Genomic DNA, 23,799 nt, shown 5'->3' on the forward strand with positions numbered 1-23,799 from the left:
CACCGCCTTCCCCAACCGCAGGTCCGCGCGCTGTTCGAAAACAGCTGTGAAACCCTCGTCGACAGAGGCGGCAACGCCCGACCCCGCTCCGCAAGCGGCGTCTCTGCCACCGGCTGCGCAGGGAGCGGCGATCGGCGGGGTGTCGAAGCTCGTCACTGCTGCCACAGGGGCGCTCACGACGATTCTCGTCGCGCGCACGCTCGGCAGCGACGGAGCCGGCGCCTTCGCGATCGTCGTCACGCTCGGCATCATCGCAGCTTCCGGCCTCTCGCTCGGCCTCGAGCAGGGCGCGATCTACCACGTCGTGCGCGGGCGCTGGTCGCCCCTCGCAGCATGGCGCGCGCTGCAAGCGGCTGCGCTCGTGATCGGCGCTCTCTTCGTCGGCGCCTGTCTCGCCCTGCGGGCGCTCGTGCCGTCGGCATTCGCCGGCCTCGACACGGCACAGACCGCGGTGGCAGCGGCCGGCGCCGCGGCCGGCCTGTCGTGGCTCTACTCGGGTGCTGTCGCGCTTGCCCGCCACGACTACGTCTCGTTCGCCCTGGCACCGGCCGCGCAGTCGACGGCGATGGCGATCCTCGTGCCCGCGCTCGCCTACTTCGCCGGCGTAACGGGGGCCGTCGCAGGCTTCGCCGCCAGCAACGCCCTCACGGCAGCGTGGATCGGTTGGCGCGTGCGAGCGGGTGCCCGCAACGGCACCGCGGCCGCCGCCGCCCGCCCCGTGCCGCTGCTGCGCGAGGCGGCGAGGTTCGGTCTCTACGCCTACGCTGCCAACGCTCTCCAGACCCTCAACTACCGGGCCGATCTCTTCCTGTTGAGCGCCATCGGCGGCGCCGCCGTCGTCGGCCACTACTCGGTCGCGATGTCGGTGACGAGCGTGATCTGGCTGTTGCCGCCGGCGTTAGCCGAGCTCGTTTTTCCGCGTGTCGCCACGCTCGAAGCGCGTGGACGCACGCTCGACCGCGAGCTCCTCGAAACCAAGGCGGTGCGCCACGCCTCGCTGCTTGCCACGGTCTCGGCGCTCGGCGCCGTCGCGATCCTTTTCGGTCTCGTTGAGCTTGTCTACGGGCCCGACTTCGCGCCGGCGACAGCGCTCGGTTTGATCCTTGTGCCCGGTTGCGCGCTGCTCGCGGTCGCGAAGGTGTTCGCTGCGGCAGTCGTCGGGCATGGCCGCCCGCAGCTGATGCTGCGCGTCACCGTGCTGGTGACACCACCGACAATCGCTGCTTACGCACTGTTGATCCCGCTCTGGGGAGCGAGCGGCGCCGCCCTCGCCTCGACCCTCTCCTACGCCTGCACCTTCTTTTTCGCTGCCCGTGCGTTCGCGCGTGCCGCGGGCCGCGCACCGTGGCCGCTCGTGCGCTTCGGACGACCCGAGATCGACGATTACCTGGCGCTCGCGCGCTCGCTCCTTGAGCGCCTTACCGCTGCGGCTGCGCGCTCGTCGTGAGCTCGCCGTAGACCGCGAGCCAGCGCGCACCGACCGCCGCTAGCCCGTACCGCTCGCGCAGCCGCGGCGCGAAGGAGAGGGCGCGCCGACGGAGCTCGTCGCGGCGAGCGCACGCATCGCGCAGAGCGACCGCGAGCGCGTCGGGGTCGTCCGGCGGCACCGCCGGCATGCCGCTGTCGGCGAGCAGTCGGCGCAGACCGCCGACCGCCGACCCGACCACCGGAACGCCCGCGAGCAGCGCCTCGCACGCTGCGACACCGAAGGTCTCGAACCGGCTCGGGGCGACGAACAGGTCGCTGCGCACCAGCTCGCGCGCGACGTCGGCGCGCTTCAGCGCACCGGCGAAACGCACCGACCCAGCCACGCCCAGATCATGCGCCAGCGCTCGCAGCTCGTGCTCGAGCGGACCCGAACCGACCAGGGTCAGCTCGCCCGCGACCCCGTCGCGCAAGAGCCGCGCGAAGGCGCGGACAAGGACGTCGCCGCCCTTCACCGGCACGAGACCTCCCACCGAGAGGAGCCGTAAGCGCCCGTCCGGGCTCGAGTCGCGCCCCCCGCCGGGCGGCTCGAGGCCGTCTGCGCTCGCCTCCCGCTCGTCCCCTTCGACAGCGCGAGGCGAGAAGGTTTCGTCGTCGAGCGGGTTCGGCACGACCGCGACCGGCGTGCGGCCCGCGAGCTCGGCGACCGCCGCCGCCAGCTCCTCCCCGACCGGGCAGATGCGGTCGGCCTGGCGGTAGCCGATCCGCGCGATCGTCCGCTGCGCCGTGCTCAGCGTGCGAAGCGCGACGCTGCTGGCGTGCTCACTCACCACCAGCGGAACTCCGAGCCGGCGCGCTACCGGCGCCGCCTGCAACGCTCCGGTGTAGAGGTGGGCGTGAACGATCGCAGGCCGGAACCCGAGCGCGGCGAGGCGCCGGACGAGGCGCCCGAGCCGCAGTGGCGTCCACACGCTGCGGGGACGGAAGGCCGGCCGATCGTCGAGATCGATGCGCACGAGCGAGGTCTCGCGCAGTGCGCGCGCCACGCGCCCTGCGCGTGCACCGCTCGTGATCGGCGCCGCCAGGGGATCACGCTCCGACCAAGCGAGGCTGGCGCCAGCGGAGCGGAGGTCGGCGCCGCTCGCCGCTCGCACATGCGGCGCGACGCGCTGCCCGTGCGGCAGCCCCACCAAGACGACGCGCGCGTAGCGCGCCACCGCGCGCGCGTGGTCGACGACGAAAATGCCGCGGAAAGCGTGGTCGGGTCCCGGCAGCCACTCCGAGACCATCAGGACGTCGAGCCGGTGGGTCGCGGCCGGGCGGCGGCGACCGGGGCGTTGGCTTGCCATCGGCGCGATCGTAGGTGGGCGGAAGCGGCGCCGTCGGCTGCGTTCGGCACGGGGGTCGGGCGGTGCTCGTAGTGGCGGGCGCGGGTATCGTGGGGCTTGCGACGGCGCTCGAGCTGAAGCGCCGCTTCCCGCGCGATCGCGTCGTCGTGCTGGAGGCCGCCGACGCGATCGCCAGCGCGCAGACGGCGCACAACAGCGGCGTCGTCCACGCCGGCATCTACTACCGGCCCGGCTCGCTGAAGGCGCAGCTCTGCGTCGAAGGGGCGCGGCTTCTTGCCGAGCGCTGCGAGCGGCTCGACCTTCCCTTCCGCCGCTGCGGCAAGCTGATCGTGGCGCGCGACGCGCGCGAGCGCGAACGCCTCGACGAACTCGCGCGACGCGCCAAGGCGAACGGGGTGAGCGGAGCGCGCCTCGTCGGCCGCGACGAGATCCGGATGCGCGAGCCGCACTGCGCAGGGATCGCTGCCCTCTGGTCGCCCGCTACCGCTGTCACGGACTTCCGCGCCGTGGCGCTGTCGCTCGCCGACGAGCTACGCAGCCTGGGCGGCGAGATCCGCACGGGCGCGAAAGTCGTGGAAGTGGAGCGAGCCCTGGGCGCCAGCGGGCGCGACGTCGCGCGCAGCGCCCCGCTCGCCGTGCGCCTCGCCAGCGGCGAGGTGGTCGGCGCACGCTTTCTCGTCGCCTGCGCCGGTCTAGGAGCCGACCGACTCGCGGCCGCGGCCGGCATCCCCACGCCGGTGCGGATCGTGCCGTTCCGCGGCGGCTACCGCCTCGTGAACGGACGCAGCGCCGAGCTGGTGCGCGCTCTCGTCTACCCCGTCCCCGACCCGCGTCTGCCTTTCCTCGGCGTGCACCTCTCGCGCCACGTCGACGGCTCGGTGACGCTCGGGCCGACAGCGCTGCCGTGGCCCGGGCGGGCGCACGCGCCCCGGTTGCGCGGGCGCGAGCTCGTGCGCGACCTCCGCGACTTCTTCGCCTGGCGCGGCACCGTGCGGGCGCTCTGGCGGCACCGGCGGGCAGGGCTCAGGGAGCTGGTGGTCGCCGTGTGCCCGGCCCTGCTTGCGCACGCAGCGCGCAGCTACATACCTGCGCTCGATCCGCACGACCTGCGCCCGGGACCGGCCGGCGTGAGGGCGCAGGCGGTGGCACGCGACGGGACGCTCGTCGACGACTTCTTGGTCGTCGAGGGCGAGCGCCAACTGCACGTTCTAAACGCCCCCTCGCCGGCCGCCACGTCTGCTCTGGCTTTGGCCCGAACCATCGCCGCGCGAGCGGCGACGCGCATCGACTAGACAGCGGCGCCTCGCACGGCGGGCTCCGCTCGCCGCGGCACGCCGCACGCGTGGCACCCTCACGCACGCCGCCAGAGCGCGCGCAGCAGCTGGCGTTCGCTGTGATCGAGCACGGCGACGAAAGCCACGACCCATCCCGCAACGACCGCCGCGGCAGCCGCCGCGAGCGCCAGCGGACCGCCGCCGGCGAGCGTGCGCTGCGCGCCGAACGCACCGGCCGCTGCGACCGCGGCGGCCACCCAACCGGGCGCGACCACTGCTCGCGCGAAGCGCCGCGGCAGACCGCCCACAGCTTGCAAACCGGCGCGTGCCAACCACACCCCTTGCACCGCCGCCGGCAGGGCGATCGCCACAGCGACACCGGTCGCGCCAGCGGAGGGCGCAAGCCCAGCGGCGAGGACCAGGTTGGCCGCGACCGTCGCGAGCGCCGCCCGCAGCACCTGTGTCGCGCCGCCGCTCGCGACGAGCAACGCCGCGCCCACCATCCCGGCGGCGTACACCAGCCAGTAGGAGAGGAGGACCGCCAGCGCCGGCGCCCCTCCGCCGTAGCGCGCACCGAGCCAAAGCTCGAGAAGCGGCCGCGCCGACACCGCACCAGCGGCGGCCAGCGGCGCGGTCGAAAAAAGCGCGTAGCGCATCCCACGCACGGCGAGCTCGCGCAGAGCCGCGCTGTCACCTGCGGCCCGGAGGCGCGCCGCGGCCGGCAGCACGGTGGTGACGAAAGCCGCCCCGAGCGCCCGCAAGACGTTGTGCGCCCGCAGCGGCCCCTCGAAGAGACCGACCGCGCGCGGCGACGCGAGCGCGCCGAGCAGCGCCCGATCGGCGGTGTACACCACCGCGCTTGTGATCTCCGCAGCCGAGAGCTGCGCGCCGCCGGTGGCGAGGCGCCGAGCGGTGTCGATGCGAAGAAAGGCGGGGCGCAGCCGCGCCCACCCGTGCAGGGGACGCGACGCAGCTGCGGCCAAACCGACCGCGAGCGGCAGCGTCCCGTTCGCCCCCACCACCGCCCACAGCGGCGCTCCCGCGGCGGCGAGCGCACAGACGAGAGCGCCGTAGGCGGCGAGGCCAGCGAGCTCGCAGCCGGCGAGCAGCATGAAGCGGCCGCGTGCCCGCACCACGTCGCGCAACAACATGAGCGGCCAGCCCAAAGCCACCGCCACCGCCAGCGCGAGGGCCCCGAGCTCGGCTTGCCGCTCGAGGCCGGGCGGCAGACGCAGCGCCGCCGCGATAGCCCAGCCCGCCGCAGCGACAAGCGCGGCAGCCGCGAGCGCCGCGACGACGTACAGCGCGAGCGCGGACGTGGCGACGATCGACCGGCGCGCGCCCCCATCGCCGCCCGCCCCCTCCGCGTCGACGACTGCCAGCTCGCGCACGACCGCAGCGGCTGCCGCGTTCTGGATGACCAACAGGTAGCCGGCGAGCGAAGAGAGCAGACCGAAAACACCGAAAGCGCGCAGGTCGAGAGCGCGGCCGACCACGGTCGCTACCACCAACATCACCACCAGGCCGCCAGCTTGGGAGAGCTGCTGCGCAAACGTGCCGCGAACGACACCTGCGCCCCGCGGCAGACCAGCCGCTCGAGCTGCTGCTCGGCGGCCTACGGCGGCGCCCCGGCCGGGAGATGGCGCACGCGGCGACACGGCTGCGCGAACCTACACTGTGACCAGCCGCGGAGCGCACCTTCCGGCGTCCGCGACTGTTAGACACTCGTAGACAGCTTCCCGAAGGGTGCAACCCGCCCCCTGCGCCCGCCGATGAACAGCCGAATATCCGCTCCTTCGCTAGCTACTTCCGCTTCGCTGCCCGACGCGCGAACGCCCGAGTGTGTGCGCATCCTCGGCGTGCCGATCACGCTCGTCGACTACGAGCGGGCGATGGACGTGATGGACCGCATCGTCGACTGCGACGAGCGCGGTTACGTCTGCGCCGTCGCCGTTCACGCCGTCGTCACGGCCGAGCACGACCCCGAGCTAAGGGCGGCTCTCGAGGGAGCGACGATGGTCGTCCCCGACGGGATGCCGCTGGTGTGGGCGGCGCGCGCGCTCGGCCACCCGCTGCGCGACCGCGTCTACGGGCCCGAGCTGATGGCGCGCTACCTCGACCGATGCGCCCAGCGCGGCCGGCGCGTTTGGCTCTACGGCGGGCACGACGCCGAGTGGCTCGAGCGGCTCGAGCGCCGGCTGCTCGCCCGCTACCCAGGACTCGAGATCGCCGGGTCGTGGTCGCCACCGCACCGTCCGCTCTCGGAGCGCGAGGAGCGCGAACTGGCAGCCCGTATCAACCACGACGACCCCGACGTCGTCTGGGTCGGGATCGGGGCACCGAAACAAGAGAAGTGGATGGCACGGATGCGCGAGCACCTCGACGCACGCGTCCTATGCGGAGTGGGCGCGGCCTTCGACTTCCACGCCGGACGTGTCCAGCAAGCGCCGCGCTGGATGCAGGAGGTAGGACTCGAGTGGGTGTGGCGCAGCACACGCGAGCCGCGCCGGCTGCTGCCACGCTACCTGACGACCAACCCACGCTTCGTCGCGCGTGCGCTCTACCAGATCGCGGGCGAGCGGGCTCGGCGGCGAGCGAACGCTGCGCCGTAGAGTTGCGTTCGTGGGAACACGCGTCGCTGTCGTCGGTCTCGGACGAGTAGGGCTGCCGCTGGCGCTGTCGTTCGCCGACCGCGGCCTCGACGTCATCGGCATCGACCGCGACCCGCAGATCCTGGCAGCGGTACGCGCCGGGCGCATGCCGTTCCGGGAGCGCGGCACGCAAGCCCTGCTCGAGCGTGTCCACGCCAGCGGGCGGCTGACGGTGGCCGACAGCGTCGTCGCGGCGGCAGACGCCGACGACATCGTGCTTACGCTCGGCACGCCCGCGCACGAGCACATCGAGATCGACGTCGGCCAGATCCGCAGCGCGCTCGACGACCTCTTGCCGGTCTTGCGTCCCGGGCACGCACTGCTTCTGCGCTCGACGGTCGCACCCGGTACGACGGAGTGGGTCGCCGGCTACGTAGAACAGCGGCGCGGACTGCGCGCCGGCGAGGACTTTTTCGTCGCCCACGTTCCCGAGCGGATCGCGCAGAACCGCTTCCTCGAAGAGATCGAAACGCTGCCGTGCATCGTCGGGGCGAGCGACGAGCGCTCGGCCGAGCGCGCTGCGCGGCTGTTCTCGGTGTTCGGCTGCGAGATCCGCCGCACGACACCGGTACAAGCCGAGCTCGCCAAGATCTGGACGAACATCCTCCGCTACACCCAGTTCTCGCTGCCCAACCTGCTGATGATGGAGTGCGAGCAGTACGGGGCGAACGTGTTCGAGGTCATCGACTTGGTCAACCGCGACTATCCGCGCGGGGGCATCGCCGCCCCGGGGCTCACAGCCGGCACGTGTCTGCGCAAGGACTTCGCTTTCTCCGAGGAGCGCTCGCCCGCTCCCGGCATGTTGCTGGCGGTGTCGCGCGTCCACGAAACCGTTCCGCGCTTTCTGGTCGACGGACTCAAGCGCCGTCTCGGCGGGACTTTGCGCGACCGCAAGGTGGCGGTGCTCGGTCTCACGTTCAAACGCGATTGCGACGACACCCGCGACTCCCTCAGCTACAAGCTGATCCGCCTGCTCGAGCGCGAGCTGGCGATCGTCGGTCGCCACGACCCCTACGTGCCGCGCGAATCCGAGCCGCTCGATGAAGTGCTGCGGGGTGCGGCGGCCGTGGTCGTTGCCACCAACCACAGTGTCTACGACGGGATCGCGTCGCGTCTAGAGCCGGGAACGCTGGTCGCCGACCCCTGGAACTGCACCGGCACCGGTGCGGTTTTCGCTCGCGTCGGCGCGCCGCCGGCGGCGACGGCCGAGCGGGTCGCGAGCTCGGCGGCGACGGCCGCTGCGGGCGCCGGCGACGGGAACACACGGGACGACGCGTGAGCTCCGTCCTCGTCACCGGTGCTGCGGGCACGATCGGGCGGGCGGTCGTGCGCCGCTTGCTGGAGGAACCGGAAGTCGTGCGCGTGCGCGTCGCCGACCAGGTCGCGCCGCCCAGCTGGATGGCCGAGGCGTGCGAGGTCGTGGTCGGCGATCTACGCGACAGCGACGTCGCGCGCCGCGCCGTGCGCGGGCAGACACACGTCGTCCACCTCGCCGCGATCGTCGGCGGTATCGCCAATTTCCACCGCTGTCCCCAAACCCTTTTGGCCGCCAACACAGCGCTGCTCAACGCCGTCTTCGACGCCGCGATCGCCGAGCGGGTGGAGCGCCTCGTCTACGTCTCGTCCTCGATGGTGTTCGAACGCGCCACCCGCTTCCCCACGCCCGAAGAGCACATCGACGAGTGCCCGCCGCCGCGGTCCGCCTACGGCTTCTCGAAACTCGCCGGCGAGGTGATGTGCCGCGCCGCCCACGCCGAGCACGGGCTCGAGTACGCGATCTGCCGACCGTTCAACGCCTACGGCCCGGGCGAGATGCCGGCGTCGGAACCGGGAATCGCGCACGTCGTTCCCGATCTGCTGCACAAGGCTCTGCGCCGCCAGCGGCCGCTCGAGATCTTCGGGTCCGGTCGCCAAACGCGCACGCTCACGCACGTCGACGACATTGCCGAGGGCATCGCCCGCTGCTGCTTCCACCCAGCTGCCGCTTGCGAGGACTTCAACATCTCAGCCGCCGAGGAGCTGACCGTCGCCGAGATCGCCGAGCTCTGCTGGCAGGCGTGCGGCAACGATCCGGCCGAGTTCGAGCTGCGCAGCGTACCGTCGTTCGAGGTGGACGTTCAGCGCCGCTGGCCGAGCGTGGAGAAGGCGCGCCGGCTGCTCGACTTCGAAGCCCGCGTACCGTTGCGCGAGGGCATCGCCCGGACGGCCGAGTGGCTCCGGCGCGAGCTCGAGCCAGAACGCGCGACTGGCTACGGCGCGAGCTCGCGATAGAGCGCGCGAATGTCGTCGATGTAGCGCTCGCGGGCGAAGCGCTCGCGCGCGCGGGCGAGGTTGCGCTCGCCCTCGGCCCGGCGCCGGGCAGGGTCGCCCCAAAGCAGCGCCATCCGCTCGGCGAGCTCGTCGACCGCTCCCGGTTGCACGCACGAGTCGTCGCCCACCAGCTCCGGCAGCGCACCTGAACGCGCTGCGACGACGGGCAGCCCGGCGGCAAGCGCCTCGAGCGCCGCATAGCCGGCGAACTCGGGCACGAGCGACGGAACCAAGACGAACGCCGCCTCGGCTCGCAGCCGGCGTAGCTCGTCGGCGCTCGCCCAGCCGCTGAAGCGCACGTCGGCGGCGAGCTCTCGCGCCAACGCGGCGAGCCGCGCCTGCTCGGGTCCGGCGCCGGCGACGACGAGCGGCACACGCGCAGCACTGGCGGCACGGAGGGCCCACTCGACTCCCTTCTCGGGAACGAGACGAGCGGCAACCAGCGCGTAGCGCCCGGTGTCGGCGCACGACGACGAAGCGAAGGCGTCGGGCGGCAGGTAGTGCGGCACGACCCGGACGCGCTCCTCCGGAACACCGATCGCGCGCGCACGCGCAAGCGCGTAGGCGCTCGGCACGACGAAGCGGTCGACCGCCGCCAGTGTTCGCCGAAAGTGCCGCGCTAGCGCCACCGCGTACACGACCGACTCGGGCAGCGAGCGCCGGCAGTCGTGAAGCACGGCGGGAAGCGTGAACCGCCCCCGGCACTGCCGGCAGACGCGGCCGTTGCGCCAGGCGATACCGATGGAGCAGGAGAGCCGCAGATTGTGGAGCTGCAGCACCGTGCGCGCCCCGAGCCTGCGTGCAGACTCGAGCAGTCGCACCCCGAGCACCGGCAGGAGGTTGTGCGCGTGCACCACGAGTTGCCTTTCGCGCCCGGCTTGTGCCGCTGCCGCCGCGACCGCTGACGCCAGCCCGCGCTCGCCCCCGGCGAGCAGCGCGCGGGCTGCGGCGCTGCGCGCGAGCTCGGCCGAGTCACGCTCAAGGAGCGCACATGCCACTCCGGCGGCACGCAAGGCAGCGAGCTGCAAGGCCACGCACCGCTCCTCTCCGCCCACCTGGCGGTAGCGGTTGTGGGCCACGATCACGGTGAGGGCATCCACCGCTGGCTACCCTACGCACGCCCATGCCGACGCCCGCGGTGTCCGTTGCGATCCCGACCCGCGACCGGCCGGCGGAGCTCGAGCGTGCGCTCGCATCGCTCGCCGCAGCCGCCGCGCACGAGTCCGCCGAGCTGATCGTCGTCGACGACGGTTCGAGGAGCAAGGCTGTCGCCGATTTGGCGCACGCCTACGGGGTGCGCTATGTGCGCCACGAGCCAGCGACGACACTCAACGCAGCGCGCAACCGTGCGCTCGAGGAAGCGCGCGCCGACCTCGTGGCCTTCGTCGACGACGACGTGATCGTGCCGCCCGACTGGTTGCGCGAACTGGTGGGCGGCGCCGCCCGCTACCCCGACGCCGACGCCTTCGCCGGCCGCATCGTGGCGCGCATCGCTGGGCTCGCGGGGCGTGGCTGCGGGCGCCACGGCGCACCGATAACCGAGCTCGACCTGGGAGAGTCCGACCGCGAGATCGAGTGCGCCTGGGGCGCGTGCATGGCTCTCCGCCGGCGCGCGCTCGAGCGCGCGGGTCTCTTCGACCCGGCGATACCGAGCGACGACGGCGACGAGAGCGAGTGGTTCGAGCGTCTGCGCGCTGCCGGAGGGCGCGTCGTCTACCTCGGCGGGTGGCGTCTCGAGCACGTGCGCTGCGGTCCGTCGGCGCGCTTCGTCGCGCTCGCACGGTCGAGCTACCGCCGCGGCCGTGGCGCGCGGCGCAGCGACCGCCGACGCGGCAGCGAGCCGCCGCTGCGCAGCGAGCTGCGGACGCTCGCCGGCTGCCTGTGGCACGTCTTGCGCCGCCGCTGCCCGCAGGGCGTGTTCCTCGCCGCGCACTCGTTCGGACGTCTCGTCGAGGCGTCCCGACACGCGGGAACGCGATGACCACACCGCGGACGCCTGCTACCGCCAGCGAGCCGGCAAGCGAGAGCGGCACACGCCCGCGTCGCGAGGACGTGCTGTCGGGACGTGCCGGCTACGTCGGCCGACGCCGGCCGCTTTTGCGCCTGGTTGACCGCGGTCTCGATCTGGCGAGCGGGCTGCTCGGCCAGCGGCGCCAGCTCGACCGTCTCGCGGCGCTGCTCCCCCGCCAGCGGGTCTTGGCGCTGGCGATCTACAGCGACGAGCGCGCCGCGGTCCTCGAGCAGGCACTCAGCGAGCTTGCCGCCACGCGCCACTCCCTGACCGTGCGACTCGCCGCGACCGGCGCGGGGTCGCCAGCGTTGGCTCGGCTCACGGTTGTCCGCGGAGCGCGCGGCGGCAAGTTCGAGAACCTGAACCGCCTGCTCGAGGAGAGCCCCTCGTGGGGAGAGTTCGACTGGATCGTCGTTCTCGACGACGACGTTGCGCTGCCGCCACGCTTCCTTGACCGTCTCGTCGCCGCCTGCGCCGGCCTGCGCTTCGATCTCGCCCAGCCCGCGCTGTCGCGCTCGAGCCACGGCGCCTGGCCGGTGACGCACCGGCGGTTGCCGCTCGCGCGCACGACGCGTTTCGTCGAGATCGGCCCGGTCACGGTGTTTTCGCGGCGGGCAGCGGGAGCGCTGATGCCGTTCCCCGCGCTCCGCTACGGCTGGGGGCTCGAGCTGCACTGGTCGGCGCTCGCCGCCCGCCACAAGTTGCGGCTCGGGGTCGTCGACGCGCTGCCCGTACGCCACGAGCTGGCGCCGGTAGCGAGCAGCTACCCGGCCGAGCGGGCGATAGCCGAAGCGCTCGATTTCCTGGCCGAGCGCCCTTTCGTGCCTTCACGCCGTGCCGCGGTGACACTGGCGCGCCACTTCCGCCTGCCACGCCGGGAAGTTTCGAAGCGAGCTGCAGCGCTGCGATGAGCGAGCGTCACGAGCAGGGCGCGCGCCCGCTGCGAGCGGTGGTCGTCGCCGAGTGGTACCCGTCGCCGGGCGATCCCGTGCACGGCGTCTGGGCGCACCGCCAGGCGCTCGCCACCCGCAGCTGCGGCGTCGAGGTGCGGGTGCTCGCGCTGCGCCGACCGTTTCCCCCGCTCGCGACCCTCGCGGCGCTCGGGGCGCGCCCGCCCGATCCGCGCCCGCTGGTGCGCTGGCTCGGCTCGGCAGCGGCGACCTTTCGACCGTTCGAGCTCGACGGGCTGACCGTCGAGCCGGTGCCGCTGCTCGCCCCGCCGCGACCGTGGAGCTACGGAAGCTGGGGGCTCTGGGCGGCAACGACGCTCGCGCGCGCCCTCGCCCGGCTGCGTGCGCGCTGGCCGTTCGACCTCGTGCACGCTCACAACATCGTCCCCACGGGCGACGCGGTGGCGCGCACAGCGTGTTGGCGCACCGGTGTGCCGCTCGTCGCCTCGACGCACGGGCCCGACATCATCAAGGTCCCCGAGCGCAGCGCGTTCGCGCGCAGGGCGCTCGCCCGGGCGCTCGCGCGCGCCGATCTCGTGCTCGCCAACAGCACCTGGGCGGAGCGCCGCTGCCACGAGCTGGCGTCGACACCGCCGCGGACCCGCGTCATCCACCTAGGCGCCGACGTGCCGCCGCTCGCCGACCTGCCGCCCAAGTGCGCGCGGCCGACGCTCGTCACCGTCGCCCACCTGCAGGGGCGCAAGCGGCACGCGCTTGTTTTGCGCGCCCTCCGCCTGCTCGCTGGCCGCTTGGAACCCGACTACTTGGTGATCGGCGACGGCGAGGAGCGGGCGCACCTCGAGCGGCTTGCGCGCGAGCTCGGCCTTGCCGAGCGCGTGCGTTTCCTCGGCCAGCTGCCGCACCAAGCGGCCTGGCGCGAGGCGTGGCGCTGCCACGCCTTTGTCATGCCAAGCGTCGAGGAGCCATTCGGCGTCGCCTACATCGAAGCGATGGCGGGCGGGCTGCCAACGATCGCGACACGCGGCGAGGGCGGGCCCGAGGACATCGCCCGCGCGGGCGGCGGGATGGTGCTCGTCGAGCGTGACAACGTGCGGGCGCTGGCGGAGGCGATAGTGCGCGTGCTCGGCCCTGAGCGAGCTGAGCTCGGGCGCGCGGCGCGCACCACCGTCGAGCGCCACTTCACCTGGCAGCGGTGCGGCCGGGCGACGGCGGACGCCTACCGCGCTCTCGTCGCAGCGCGGTCACGGCGGCCGGGCCCGAGGTACGCCCCCCGCGCGCCCCTCGAGCAGCGGCAGAGCAATCCCACGGCAAGCGAGAGGAGATAGACGGCGATGCGGAGCTCGCGAGCGCGCGACTCTCTGGCAGCGGCGCAGTCGAGGGCGCTCGGCGCCCGACACGACCGCGCGAGCGTCGATCTACTCGTCGTCTCGCTCGGCACGACGCCGGGATTGCGCGCGTCCGATCGCCGTCTGGTGCGCGCCATGGCCGAGAGCGGGCGGACGGTCGCCACAGTGCGGGTGCGGGTGGGTGCGCTCGCCGCGTTGCGTCGCTTCTACCCCGCCACCGACCTGATCGAGGCGGTTGCCGCGCGCCGCGCGCTGCTCGCCGCGCTCCGGCAGTGGCGGCCGCACGCGGTCGTCTTCTCGACCACCACCGCGGCGCTGTGCGCGCCCCCTCTTGGCTGTCCCTACGCGATCTGGTTCGACTCGCCCGCCCGTCTCAACCGGCCGGGACGGCGCAACGCACTCCAGCACGCGCTCGAGCGGCGCCGCTTCACCGCCGCGCGGCTCTTGCTGCCGGCCTCGCGGGCCGCGCTCGCTGCGGTCGCCGACGCGCCCGCACCGGCCGAGCTTCTGCCGCTACCGCTCGAACTGCCTGCCGCTCCACCGCCGGAGCCCCGCGAGGGCGCGCGCCGACGGGTGCGCGCCGTCGCCTACGTTCCCGACCCGCGCGCCAAGGGGCTCGATGTGCTCGTGCGCGCCTGGACCTTGTTCGCCGCTGCGCGCCGCTCGCGGCCCGCTCCGCTGCTTGAGATTTTCGGCGTCACACGCGACCGCGCTGCGCGCTGGCTCGAGCGGCGCCGTCTGCAGCTCCCCGCGACGGTGTGGGTGCGGGGAGCGGTGTCGGAACCCGTCTTTCGCGAACGTCTGGCCACGGCCGACGTGTTCGTCCACGCCGCCCGCTGGGAAGACTTCGGGCGCGCGCCGCTCGAAGCGCTCGCGTTCGGCGTGCCGCTCGCTACCACGCCGGCCGGCGGCCCCTACCCGGCGCGCGACATCGTCGCCGCGGTCGCTCCGGACCTTCTCGCTGCGGCGGTCGACCCACCGGCGCTAGCGGCCGCGATCGAGCGTGCCGTCGCTTATTCGCACGCAGACCGCACCGGGTTGGCCGAAGCTGCACGGCCCCACCTCGAAGAGTTCTCGTGGCCACGTTTCGTCGCGATCGTTCGCGACCGCGTCGTCCCGGAGCTTTTCGCGTGACAACGGGAGCCCGAAGACCGACGCGAGCTTGCTCGCCGTGCGCCTACCCGGAGGACCGCGCGGCGACGGCGCGATGCCGGTGGGCGCGTCGCTGGCGGTGGCCGTAGACGGCGCGGGCGACGGCCGCCTCGAGCTCCTCGGCGTCGCGCTCGAGCGACCGTTCGGCCGTAACGGCGAGCGATTCGCGGGAGAGCGCTTCGAGGCGCGCCGGGTCGCCAGCCAGCTCGCAGAGCGCGCTTGCCAGCGCCTCGGCATCGCCGGCGGGGAAGACGATCGCGTTGCGACCGGGCACCGCGACGTCGCCGACCGCACCGACCGCGTCGCTCACCACCAGTGGCATCCCGCATGCGGCCGCCTCCCGCACGACAGCACCAAACGGCTCGAACGAGCTCGGTAGCGCGAACACGTCGTGATCGGCGAAAAAGCGCGGCAGCTCGTGCGGCGCGACGAAACCGGCGAAGGTGATGTTGCCGACGCGCTGCGCCCGTGCCCGTGCCTCGAGCTCTCCGCGCAGCGGCCCCTCCCCAACCAGCGTCACGGCGACCGTCCCACCAAGCCGCGCCGCCGCAGCGAGCAGGAGGTCGGGCCGCTTCTCGGGCACGAGCCGCCCGACACTGACGACACGCAGCGGACCCTCGCCGCGCGCGCGCACCCGCGCGTGGCGGGCGCAGCTCGCGAGATCGGCGGGCTGCAGCACCACCGCCACGCGTTCGCTCGCCACTCCCGCCGCGAGGAGGCGCGCCCGCGCCTGTCCGCTTACCGCAACCACGCCGTCGGCGCGACGGGCGATCAGCCGCTGCAGCCGCCGCTGCCAGGAAGGAAGCACGCGCTCGCTCGCCCGGGTGACTTCGGTCAACACCATCCAGGGCCGGCCGCGGCGCCGCGCCCACGCGATCGCCGCCCAGGTCAGCGGGCCGAACTCCGACGCGAGCACGCAGTCGGGCTCGACCGCGTCGAGCGCTTTGCCGACGCCGTGCGGCACGAGCAGCGGCGTCGGCCGGCGCCGCCAGGTGATTTCGAACGAGCGCAGGGTCACGGCGGGATAGGGGTGGTCGCTCGGAAACCACGCCCGCGGCTGTTGCCAGCTGTGCTGGTGGGAGCGCGCATAGAGCACGTGCGGGTCGACGCGTCCGCGCTCGGCGAGCAGCGCGAGCAGTGGTTCGCGGTACGGGACGGGAACCGGGAGCAGAAGCGCGAGCCGGAGCGCCACAGGAAGCGGCGATTGTACGGCGCTCCGACGGTGGGACTGGCTAGGGTGCAGGGGGTCGCGGCTGTCGATCGCAGCTAGGTCGGGTCCGCTTCGGGCCCGATCGGGGGCGGTGCGAAGCGCAACTTTCGGGGTGTTCCTGCGATCGCTGGAAGAGGACGATGATCACGATCGCTGCAACAGCTAGGAGGTCTGCCAACAGCGTAATTGCGATCGTGGCACTGACCGGCGCCTTGCTCGCCGCCTGCGCGGCGTTCGCCCTCATGGCTCCGGTCGCACTGGCGTCGCCCGACCAGGTGATCGCCGATTGCGCCGACGACGGGGCACTCAGCCGCAACTATTCGGCGCGCGACTTGGCGGGGGCGCTCGGGTCGCTGCCCGCCGACCTCGACGAGTACTCCGACTGTCGCGGCGTGATCGAGGCGGCGTTCGACCAGGCTGTGGGCGGCAAGGGCAAGAAGGCGAGCGACAGGCTCGCGCGGTTGCTGTCCGCGGTCGGTGCTGACCGCTCCACTGCCGAGGACCGGGCGGCGCTGGCGGGCGAGCTCGCCGCGCTCACGCGAGCGCGCGAGAGTGGCGAGGCGCCCGCTGTAGCGCTCGACGGGCGCAAACTGCGCCCCGAGGGTGGCGGCGCCTTGCGAGCGGCCGGTTTCGTCGGTCCGCTGCCGTTCCCGCTTGTGGCGGCGCTTGTGGCGCTCGCCCTCACGGCTCTCGCCGGCGCAGCGGCGCTCGCGTCCCATGGCCGACTCGGTGCGCCGGCGCTGCGACTAGCGGCCCTGATACGCCGTCGTGGGTAGCCGCGCGCTTGCGGCGGCGCTGGCGGCAGCATTCGTGGCCAGCGCGTTCGCCGCCCGCAGCGGAACCGACCAGGTGGCTACCGCACTCGTGCTCGCGGTCGCCACCGCTGTCTCCGGTGGGGTGTGTGCCTGGCACTTCGCCCGCGGGGGGTCGCTGGCCGGGGGGCGCGCGCTGCTCGCGGCGCTCGGCGTGTGGGCGTCGCTCGTAGCGGTGTCGCTCGTTTGGTCGGCAAACCCGGACGGCTCGCTGCAAGCGGCCGGACGCTCGCTCGCCTACATCGCCGTGGCCGCGGCAGGCGTCTGCGTTGCCCGGAGCGCACCGAACCGTGCCGACGCGCTCGCGAGTGCTGTGTTCCTCGGGGGTGTCGTCGTCTGCGCCTACGGCTTGGCCGCGCGGGTCTGGCCAGCTTCGCTCGGGGCAGACGAGCTCGGCGCGATCGCCAACCGCCTCGGACAACCGTTCGGTTACTGGAACGCTCTCGGCGGTGCGGCCGCGATGACGGCCGTGGCCGGCATCTGGTGGACGACGCGGCCGACACTGTCGGCCCGCGCGGGGGCGATCGGATTCGTCGGTACCGGGATAGCGCTTTTGGCGGGGCTTCTCACGCAATCGCGTGGGGCCGTGCTTGCTCTCGCCTTCGCGCTGGCTGTTTGGTGGTGGGCCATACCCCGCCGGCTCGCGACCCTCGCCGCGCTCGCTGTCGCCGCACTCGCTGTGGCACCGGTCGCGACCTGGGCGCTATCGAAGCCGGCTTTCACGGAACGGGCGGCGACGCTCGCCCAGCGCGAGGCTGTGGCCGCGGAGTTCGGTTGGGCGACCCTCGCCACCGTCTTTCTCCTCGCGATCGCCGGGGCGCTGTTTGCTCGTCGCGCGTCGGGACGACTCCCGACGATCGCGCTGACGCGCAAGCTCGAACGCTCGGCGGCGATAGCCACGGTGGCGCTATGCGCCGGCTTGGGACTGGCGCTCGCGGTCAAGGCCGGTGCTGTGACGGGCGTGATCGAGCAGCGGGTCGACGAGCTCGTCAGCGAGCGAGCGCCGCAACCGGCCGAGGGCGCGAGCCGGCTTGTCGCGACGTCCTCCACGCGCTCCGCATACTGGCGCGAGGCGGTCGAACTGTTCCGCGAGCGGCCGCTCCTCGGCTGGGGCGCCGACAGCTTCGAAATCGTTCGCCTGCGTCACCGCCACGGTCCGCTCGGCGCCCGCCACGCACACGGCTTTTTCGCGCAACAGCTGGCCGATCTCGGGCTGGCCGGCGTGCTCGTCGCGCTCGCTGCGTTCGCCGCTTCGCTGCCCGCGCTGGTCGCTCCGCTGCGCCGACGCGCGGTGCGCGCCTCCGCCGTCACCGGGCTCCGCGACCGGCTGGCGAGCGAGGACGCGATCGCTGCGCGCGCCGCACTCGCGCTCGTCGTGGTGGCGTTCGGCGTGCAGTCGCTGCTCGACTGGACTTGGTACGTGCCGGCGCTTGCCCTGCCCGCACTGTTCGCCGCAGGCTTTTTGGCCGGCGCACGCGAGCCGCGCCGACACTACCGTGTGGCCGGCGGTCGCGCACCTCTTCTCGCCGCCGCTTGCGCAACCCTCGCCACGCTGTTTTCCGTCTGGACGCTGCTCGAACCGGCGTACGCTCTGCACACGAGCGAGCGGGCGCGAGCAGCGCTCGCCGATGCCCAGCCGCAGACTGCCCTGCGCCTCGCGCGGCGCGCCGCCGACCACGATCCGTTGGCACTCGATCCGCTGCTCGTCGCTGCGCGGGCGCAGACGGCGCTCGGCGCTACGACAGCGGCGCGCCGCACGCTCGTCGCGGCGGTGGAACGCCATCCGCAGGATCCACGCGCTTGGATCGCGTTGGCGCGTTTCGAGGCCGGGCCGGGTCTGCGTCCCGACCGCGCGCTCGCAGCGGTGCGTGCGGCGCTGTGGCTCGACCCCGAGGGGCGCGAGGCGAAGGATCTCTACCTCGCTGCCCGCGCCCGCCTGCGGATCGCATGCGCACTGGCGGGCGGGTCGGATACAAGCGAAAACGGTGCGCGGCGACCCGCGGGCCGCGCCGGTGCGTCGGCGAACCTGCGTTGGGCGAGGTGGGCGTGCGCTCACGGAGCAGCGAAGGCAGCCCGTGATTGACCATCCTCCTTGTTCCGCGCTCCCTACTTCGCCTGGCGTCGTGTGCGAGGAGCAGCGCCCGCCGCTCGTGTCCGCCCGAGGCGTGCCGGAGCGGTCCCACGCGGTCACGAACGCACGCTGCGATCCGCCTCTTACACTTGTTCAAACTGTCTCGGGCGCTGTATGGTGACTGCGTCAACCGCGACGAGGGAGGTCTCGACGCGATGCGCTACCACCGTACCCGCCTGCATCCTGCTCGACCGGCACGCGGCGTGCGCCGATCGCCGGCCGCCGCGCTAGCGCAGGCGGCAGGCCGACGAGCCCTGTCAGCGCTCGCACTTGGCGTTCTCGCGACCGTGGCATCGGCAGCGGCCGGCACTACAGGGGCGAGCGCGAAAACGCTGTGGCTCTGCAACCCGGTGACACTGAAGAGCGATCCCTGTCGACCGTCGATGAAGACGCTCGTCTTGAGCCCGTCCGGCGAGCGCCTGCGCGTCGAGACGCCGCGCCGCCCGCAGCGCCCGGCTTTCGATTGCTTCTACGTCTACCCCACGGTCTCCGACTTCGACGGCCCGCAGGCACCGCTGCGCATCTACCCCGAGCAGCGCGCGATCGCCCAGTACCACGCCGCGCGCTTCTCGCTCACCTGCCGGGCTTTCGCTCCCGTCTATCGGCAGATCACGCTGCGCGGCATCACGACGCTCGCTGGCCAGGTCACCGAAAGGATGCGCGAGCAGGCGTACGCCGACGTGCGCGCGGCTTTCCGCGAATATCTCCGTCGCTACAACCGTGGCCGTCGCGGCGTCGTTCTGCTCGGCCACTCGCAGGGAGCGTTCACCCTGCGGCGGTTGGTGCGCGAGGAAGTCGACCCGAAACCGAGTCGTCGCCGCATCCTCGTCTCGGCGCTCTTGATCGGGGGCAACGTGCTCGTGCGTGCAGGCAGCGATCGCGGCGGCGACTTCCGTCACCTGCGCCTTTGTACGTCTGCGCGACAGGTGGGTTGCGTGGTCGCCTACTCGGTCTACGGCGAGACACCCGGCAGCGACGCGGTGTTCGGCAACCCCCGGGTGTCGTTCGGTCTGCCAGTTCCGAAAGGCTCGGTGGAGGTGGCGTGCACCAACCCGGCGAACCTGCGGCCGGGCGGTTCGGGCTCGCTCGACCCGATCTACCCCGCCCGACGCTTCGCGCCCGGTACGACGATCGGCGCGCTGACCGACCAGCTCGGCACGCCGCGCGTCGACAACCCGGGTGCTTTCTGGCTTTCCGCCCCGGGCTCCTACAGCGCGCGCTGTGTGCGCGCCAACGGCCGCCACGTGCTGGTCGCGACACCGCGCGGCGGTGCCCCTGCCCTCAAGCCGATGCCAGCTCCGAGCTGGGGTCTCCACCTCGCCGACGTCAACATCGCGCTCGGCGATCTTGTCCAGCTCGTCAAGCGGCAGGGCGCGCGCTGGCTAGCGCAGAAGCAGCGCTAGCCAGCGCGCCGCCGGCCGGCGCCACCGTCGGTCCTCCCCGATCGTCGCGAACGTCTTCGCGCTGGCGGTCTACCGCTGGGCGAGCACCGTCGCGAGCGGCGCCGCTGTCGCGCGTGCGAGCAAGAGGCCGCGTTCACGACGCACCGCAACCGGGTCGAAACCCAGGTCGCGAAGCGCCCGCGTGAGGCTGCGAGCGGTGTAGATGCGCAGATGGGGCGAGAAGGGATCGAAGTGGCGTTCGAGGCCGCGAACCGCCCAGACGATCGCGTCCAGTCGCGAGTGGGCGGGGGTCGTCAGCGCAAAGCAACCGCCGGGGCGCAGGACGCGTCGCACTTCCGAGAGCCATAGCTGGGTGTCGCGCACGTGCTCGATGACGTCGACCGCTACCACTAGGTCGAAGCTGGCATCGGCGAACGGCAGTGCACTGTCGGGCTCTATTTCGACTGCGGTGGCGTGACGCGGGCCGCGGTGGACGGCACGTTCGAGCGCGCGCGCCGAGACGTCGGCTAGCACCAGCTCGCGGCAGTCGACCAGCCCGCTGTGGCGGCCGTCGCCGCAGCCGAGGTCGAGCGCCCGGTCGAAGCGACCCAACGACCGCAGGAAGCGCACCACGCGCGGGTCGGGCGGGAACTCCCGATCGGGCACGAGCTCCCAGATCTCGTCGTCGTAGCGGCTGGGGGTCACGAGCGAGTCCCGCCGAGCGCCCGCGAGCTCCTCACCAAGCGCCGCGGGCTCTTAACACAGCCGGAACCGTGCGGATGAGGATCGCGAGGTCGAGCCACACCGACCAGCGCTCGAGGTACAGGAAGTCGAGGCGTACGAGCTCGTCGAAGTCGAGCTCGGAGCGACCGGACACCTGCCACAGACCGGTGATTCCCGGGAGAACGAGGTAGCGCTTGCGGTGCCAGTCCTCGAGCCGCAAGTAGTCACGCATCGGTAGCGGCCGCGGCCCGACCAGCGACATCTCGCCGCGCAGCACGTTGAGGAGCTGCGGCAGTTCGTCGAGCGACCAGCGTCGGAGCACGCGCCCGACCGGGGTGATGCGGGGATCGTCGCGAATCTTGAAGATCGCCCCGTCCTTCTCGTTGGCGTCCTCGAGGACATCCTGCAGATCCTCGGCCCCGTCGATCATCGTGCGGAACTTGAGGCAATAGAAGGGCTTGCCGCCGATACCGGGCCGCAGCGACCGGTACAGAACCGGACCACGTGACGTGAGCTTTATGGCCAGAGCGATCAGCGCCATCAGTGGCGACAGCGCGACCACGAGCAGCGCTGCGCCGACGATGTCGAAGGTGCGTTTCACGACGAAGTCGAAACCCTCGAACACCGGTGGGCGCAGCTCGAACAGCGGTATCGCCTGACCGGGCACGAACTCGACGCGGTCCATGAGAATCTCGAGCGTCGAGGGCGCGACACGGACGCGCACGCCGGCGCGATGACAGCGCTCGACGAGCTCGACGGCGCGATCGCCAGGGAACTCGGGGTCGCAGATCAGGACCTCGTCGACCGAGTCGAGGTTGCGTTCGACCGTCTCGAGCGATCCGAAGTCGCGCAAACGCCGCGGATGGAAGCCGTTGCCCGTCGAAGCTCGCTCTTCGCTGCACGCCTCGGCGCCATCGCCGGCACGCGGCTCGTCGCCGTGACCGTCGAAGCCGCTGACGACGTAGCCGAAGGGCTCGATCTCGGAACTTTCCCGCAGCGCCTCGGCGACGCGCTCGACATGCCCCGCCCGACCGACGAGCAGGGCGCGACGGCGAAAGCCGGCCGCCCGCAGGATCGCGCCGCTGGCACGCTCGAAAGCCCACCTCAACACGCCGACGTAGAGCAGCGCGAAAGCCAGCGACGCGTAGAAGATGTAGTAGCTGCGGAACCGGTGGCCCTCGATCAGGGCGTAGATGAGAATCACGACCGTCGCTTGGAACAGCGACGAGCCGACGCGTGCGAGGCCCGGGCGCTGCGCGCGTTCGCGGTAGAGACCGGAGCGAGCGAACAGGAGCATCGCGACCAGGCAGGCGAGCGGTGCGTAGTCGGCGGTCTGCGCCCCTACGTAGCGCTCGGCCCCGGGCGCGATCGTCACCGCCTTGATCCACAGCGCGGTGTAGATCGCAGCACTGATGCCGAAGGCGTCGAGTACTGCCAGCGTCCCAACGCGAGCGGCGACCCGCAGCGTGTCGAAGCGCAGAACGAGCGCCGCCAGCGGCCTTCGCGGGGCACGGATGTCGCGCTCCGGGAGGTGGCGAGCCGTTCGAGACGCTGCTGCCTCTGTGACCTTCAAATCACCCAAGCACCGGCTCCCCCTTCAAAGAACGCCGCCCGAGGGCGAATGTTGCGCCGCGCGGATGCGCTTCGCACGACCGTTCGCTCGCGTTCCGGTGACGGTCCGGACACCGGCTGATTGTCGCAGCCGCTACGCGCAGCGTACGACAGCCGCGTTACAGAGCAGCATGCTTTGTAACAGTGTTATGGTTTTATAAGAGGTTGGGGTTGCCCGCATTCCAGGGCGAGTGCACGGCCAACGCGAGGAGGGCTAGGAAATGGCCGAGAGTGCAACGATCGTCGCCGACCAGATCTCCTACGAGGATCTGTACGCGCGCTGGGAGCAGCAGAACTGGCAGGCGACGGCGCTCGATTTCACGGTCGACCGCCAGCACTGGCATAACGAGTTCTCCGACCTCGAGCGAAGAGCCGCGCTGTGGAACTACGCGCTCTTCTTCCACGGCGAGGATGCTGTCGCCGACAACCTCTCGCCCTACATAGACGCAGCGCCGCGCGAGGAGCAGAAGTACTTCCTCGCGACCCAGCAGGTCGACGAGGCGCGCCACTCCGTCTTCTTCGGACGCTTCATGCGCGAGGTCGTCGACTACAGCGGCGACTTCGCGGGGTTGCTCGAACGCACACGACCGGAGTTGACCTGGGGTTTCCGGAAAACGTTCGAGCTTCTCGACGAGGTCGCCGACCGGCTCCGTCGCGACCGCTCGCGCCCGCAGTTGGCGGCAGCGATCTGCCTCTACCACCTCGTCATCGAGGGAACACTCGCGCAAACGGGGCAGCACTTCATCGAGGACTATCTGACGGAGCGTGACCTCTTGCCGGGCTTCCGCGAGGGGATGCACAACGTCGCCCGCGACGAGCAACGGCACATCGCGTTCGGTGTGCGCATGCTGTACGACCTCCAGCGCGAGGATCCCGACTGCCGGCACGCGGTCGCCGAGCTGCTGCGCGAGGTCTTGCCGTACAGCGTCGCGCTCTTCATCCCCCCGCGCTTCGATCGCCGCTACACCGAGGTTTTCGGACGCACCGTCGAGGAGATCTTCGCGATCGGCGCGGCGTCGCTCGAGCAGAAGTTGCGCGCCGCCGGCATGCCGGTCGAGGAGCTCCCCGGTCCACCCGTCATGCCGCTCGGTTTGACCGCCGAGGAGCGTGCGCGCCGGGCCGTGAAGCTGATCGAAGCGGGCGTGCTCGGCGCACCGAACGGGAGCCCTCGGCGCGATCGCGAAACCATGGAGCTGCTGTTCGATTTCGTCGCGCGGACGATCGATCCACGGGCCGCCAACGGCGGGCTCGCCGTGCAGTGGGAGTTCGACGACGCCGAGCCGTGGTTCATCCGCGTCCAAGGGGGCGAGGTGCGTGCCGAACAGGGCCGTCTCGAGAGCCCCGACGTAACGCTCGCGATGAGCTACGACGACTGGGTGGCGCTGGTCGCCGGGCGCGAGGATCCGCGCAAGCTGCTGGTGCGCCGCCGTCTGCGACCGCGGGGCAAGCTGCGCTCGCTCTGGCGCGTGGCGCGAACCCTCGGCCGCTGACCGCGCCGCTG

At 72.4% G+C, this 23,799-nt stretch carries 19 protein-coding genes; 13 read left to right on the forward strand and 6 right to left on the reverse strand.

The annotated features are described in order from the left end of the window. Positions 1-46: 46 nt before the first annotated feature. The gene (locus JDY09_RS08950; protein ID WP_274716585.1) at positions 47-1,447 is read left to right on the forward strand and encodes a polysaccharide biosynthesis C-terminal domain-containing protein; all 1,401 of its coding nucleotides are present in this window, start codon (positions 47-49) and stop codon (positions 1,445-1,447) included. Here the strand turns inward: JDY09_RS08950 and JDY09_RS08955 are convergent. Next, positions 1,419-2,774 carry a glycosyltransferase gene (locus tag JDY09_RS08955; RefSeq protein ID WP_274716586.1) on the reverse strand — a complete coding sequence of 452 codons (1,356 nt, stop codon included), beginning with the start codon at positions 2,772-2,774 and terminating at the stop codon, positions 1,419-1,421. The genes JDY09_RS08950 and JDY09_RS08955 overlap by 29 nt on opposite strands. A gap of 62 nt (positions 2,775-2,836) precedes the next feature. Here JDY09_RS08955 and lhgO point away from each other — a divergent pair, with 62 nt between their 5' ends. Beyond that, entirely contained in the window at positions 2,837-4,066 is a 1,230-nt protein-coding gene (gene lhgO, locus JDY09_RS08960; RefSeq protein WP_274716587.1) for an L-2-hydroxyglutarate oxidase, read from the forward strand. Positions 4,067-4,125: 59 nt separating this feature from the next. Here lhgO and JDY09_RS08965 read toward each other — a convergent pair whose 3' ends face one another. Beyond that, the gene (locus JDY09_RS08965) at positions 4,126-5,562 is read right to left on the reverse strand and encodes an oligosaccharide flippase family protein (RefSeq protein ID WP_274716588.1); all 1,437 of its coding nucleotides are present in this window, start codon (positions 5,560-5,562) and stop codon (positions 4,126-4,128) included. Between the two features lie 330 nt (positions 5,563-5,892). Here JDY09_RS08965 and JDY09_RS08970 point away from each other — a divergent pair, with 330 nt between their 5' ends. Genes JDY09_RS08970 through JDY09_RS08980 form a run of 3 tightly spaced genes read left to right on the forward strand, consistent with a single transcriptional unit; the run spans position 5,893 to position 8,970 of the window. Continuing rightward, on the forward strand, positions 5,893-6,660 hold the full coding sequence (locus tag JDY09_RS08970) for a WecB/TagA/CpsF family glycosyltransferase (RefSeq protein WP_274716589.1): 768 nt from the start codon (positions 5,893-5,895) through the stop codon (positions 6,658-6,660). A gap of 10 nt (positions 6,661-6,670) precedes the next feature. Further along, positions 6,671-7,978: a nucleotide sugar dehydrogenase gene (locus tag JDY09_RS08975; protein WP_274716590.1), complete on the forward strand. Its 1,308-nt coding sequence runs from the start codon at positions 6,671-6,673 to the stop codon at positions 7,976-7,978. Continuing rightward, positions 7,975-8,970, forward strand: a complete 996-nt coding sequence (locus JDY09_RS08980; protein WP_274716591.1) for an NAD-dependent epimerase/dehydratase family protein — start codon at positions 7,975-7,977, stop codon at positions 8,968-8,970. Before JDY09_RS08975 ends, JDY09_RS08980 begins: the two co-directional genes overlap by 4 nt. Here JDY09_RS08980 and JDY09_RS08985 read toward each other — a convergent pair. Next, a complete protein-coding gene (locus JDY09_RS08985) occupies positions 8,949-10,109 on the reverse strand; it encodes a glycosyltransferase family 4 protein (protein ID WP_274716592.1) in 1,161 nt (386 codons plus the stop codon). The two genes, JDY09_RS08980 and JDY09_RS08985, sit on opposite strands and share 22 nt — an antisense overlap. A 23-nt stretch (positions 10,110-10,132) precedes the next feature. Here JDY09_RS08985 and JDY09_RS08990 point away from each other — a divergent pair, with 23 nt between their 5' ends. Genes JDY09_RS08990 through JDY09_RS09005 form a run of 4 tightly spaced genes read left to right on the forward strand, consistent with a single transcriptional unit; the run spans position 10,133 to position 14,411 of the window. Further along, positions 10,133-10,990 (forward strand): glycosyltransferase family 2 protein, encoded by an 858-nt coding sequence (locus JDY09_RS08990; protein ID WP_274716593.1) that lies wholly within the window; start codon positions 10,133-10,135, stop codon positions 10,988-10,990. After that, entirely contained in the window at positions 10,987-11,931 is a 945-nt protein-coding gene (locus JDY09_RS08995) for a hypothetical protein (RefSeq protein ID WP_274716594.1), read from the forward strand. The genes JDY09_RS08990 and JDY09_RS08995 overlap by 4 nt, the downstream gene beginning before the upstream one ends. Next, positions 11,928-13,256, forward strand: coding sequence for a glycosyltransferase (locus JDY09_RS09000; protein WP_274716595.1), 1,329 nt, complete (start codon positions 11,928-11,930; stop codon positions 13,254-13,256). Before JDY09_RS08995 ends, JDY09_RS09000 begins: the two co-directional genes overlap by 4 nt. A 6-nt stretch (positions 13,257-13,262) precedes the next feature. Next, positions 13,263-14,411 carry a glycosyltransferase gene (locus tag JDY09_RS09005; protein WP_274716596.1) on the forward strand — a complete coding sequence of 383 codons (1,149 nt, stop codon included), beginning with the start codon at positions 13,263-13,265 and terminating at the stop codon, positions 14,409-14,411. Positions 14,412-14,454: 43 nt separating this feature from the next. On the opposite strand, the gene JDY09_RS09010 is transcribed toward JDY09_RS09005, so the two are convergent. Further along, positions 14,455-15,621, reverse strand: a complete 1,167-nt coding sequence (locus tag JDY09_RS09010) for a glycosyltransferase family 4 protein (protein WP_274716597.1) — start codon at positions 15,619-15,621, stop codon at positions 14,455-14,457. A 212-nt stretch (positions 15,622-15,833) separates the two neighbouring features. On the opposite strand from JDY09_RS09010, the gene JDY09_RS09015 reads away from it, so the two are divergent. The 3 genes from JDY09_RS09015 to JDY09_RS09025 all read left to right on the forward strand — a co-directional run bounded on the left by JDY09_RS09015 (position 15,834) and on the right by JDY09_RS09025 (position 19,985). Further along, positions 15,834-16,415: a hypothetical protein gene (locus JDY09_RS09015; RefSeq protein ID WP_274716598.1), complete on the forward strand. Its 582-nt coding sequence runs from the start codon at positions 15,834-15,836 to the stop codon at positions 16,413-16,415. After that, the gene (locus tag JDY09_RS09020; RefSeq protein WP_274716599.1) at positions 16,408-18,534 is read left to right on the forward strand and encodes an O-antigen ligase family protein; all 2,127 of its coding nucleotides are present in this window, start codon (positions 16,408-16,410) and stop codon (positions 18,532-18,534) included. The genes JDY09_RS09015 and JDY09_RS09020 overlap by 8 nt, the downstream gene beginning before the upstream one ends. A 335-nt stretch (positions 18,535-18,869) precedes the next feature. Beyond that, entirely contained in the window at positions 18,870-19,985 is a 1,116-nt protein-coding gene (locus tag JDY09_RS09025) for a DUF3089 domain-containing protein (RefSeq protein ID WP_274716600.1), read from the forward strand. A 69-nt stretch (positions 19,986-20,054) separates the two neighbouring features. Here JDY09_RS09025 and JDY09_RS09030 read toward each other — a convergent pair whose 3' ends face one another. Continuing rightward, entirely contained in the window at positions 20,055-20,669 is a 615-nt protein-coding gene (locus JDY09_RS09030; protein ID WP_274716601.1) for a class I SAM-dependent methyltransferase, read from the reverse strand. Positions 20,670-20,700: 31 nt separating this feature from the next. Beyond that, complete coding sequence (locus JDY09_RS09035) at positions 20,701-22,269, reverse strand: sugar transferase (RefSeq protein WP_274716602.1); 1,569 nt, start codon at positions 22,267-22,269, stop codon at positions 20,701-20,703. 250 nt (positions 22,270-22,519) lie between these two features. Between JDY09_RS09035 and JDY09_RS09040 the strand changes: the two genes are divergently transcribed. Continuing rightward, on the forward strand, positions 22,520-23,788 hold the full coding sequence (locus JDY09_RS09040; protein WP_274716603.1) for a ribonucleotide-diphosphate reductase subunit beta: 1,269 nt from the start codon (positions 22,520-22,522) through the stop codon (positions 23,786-23,788). Positions 23,789-23,799: the final 11 nt, after the last annotated feature.

The organism is Thermoleophilum album (assembly GCF_028867705.1).
Classification (GTDB): domain Bacteria; phylum Actinomycetota; class Thermoleophilia; order Solirubrobacterales; family Thermoleophilaceae; genus Thermoleophilum.

Coding starts and splice junctions, on each gene's coding strand:
- JDY09_RS09005 (WP_274716596.1), top strand. CDS start 13,263: ATGCGGAGCTCGCGAGCGCGCGACTCTCTGGCAGCGGCGCAGTCGAGG.
- JDY09_RS09040 (WP_274716603.1), top strand. CDS start 22,520: ATGGCCGAGAGTGCAACGATCGTCGCCGACCAGATCTCCTACGAGGAT.
- JDY09_RS09000 (WP_274716595.1), top strand. CDS start 11,928: ATGAGCGAGCGTCACGAGCAGGGCGCGCGCCCGCTGCGAGCGGTGGTC.
- JDY09_RS08995 (WP_274716594.1), top strand. CDS start 10,987: ATGACCACACCGCGGACGCCTGCTACCGCCAGCGAGCCGGCAAGCGAG.
- JDY09_RS08990 (WP_274716593.1), top strand. CDS start 10,133: ATGCCGACGCCCGCGGTGTCCGTTGCGATCCCGACCCGCGACCGGCCG.
- JDY09_RS08965 (WP_274716588.1), bottom strand. CDS start 5,562: ATGTTGGTGGTAGCGACCGTGGTCGGCCGCGCTCTCGACCTGCGCGCT.
- JDY09_RS08955 (WP_274716586.1), bottom strand. CDS start 2,774: ATGGCAAGCCAACGCCCCGGTCGCCGCCGCCCGGCCGCGACCCACCGG.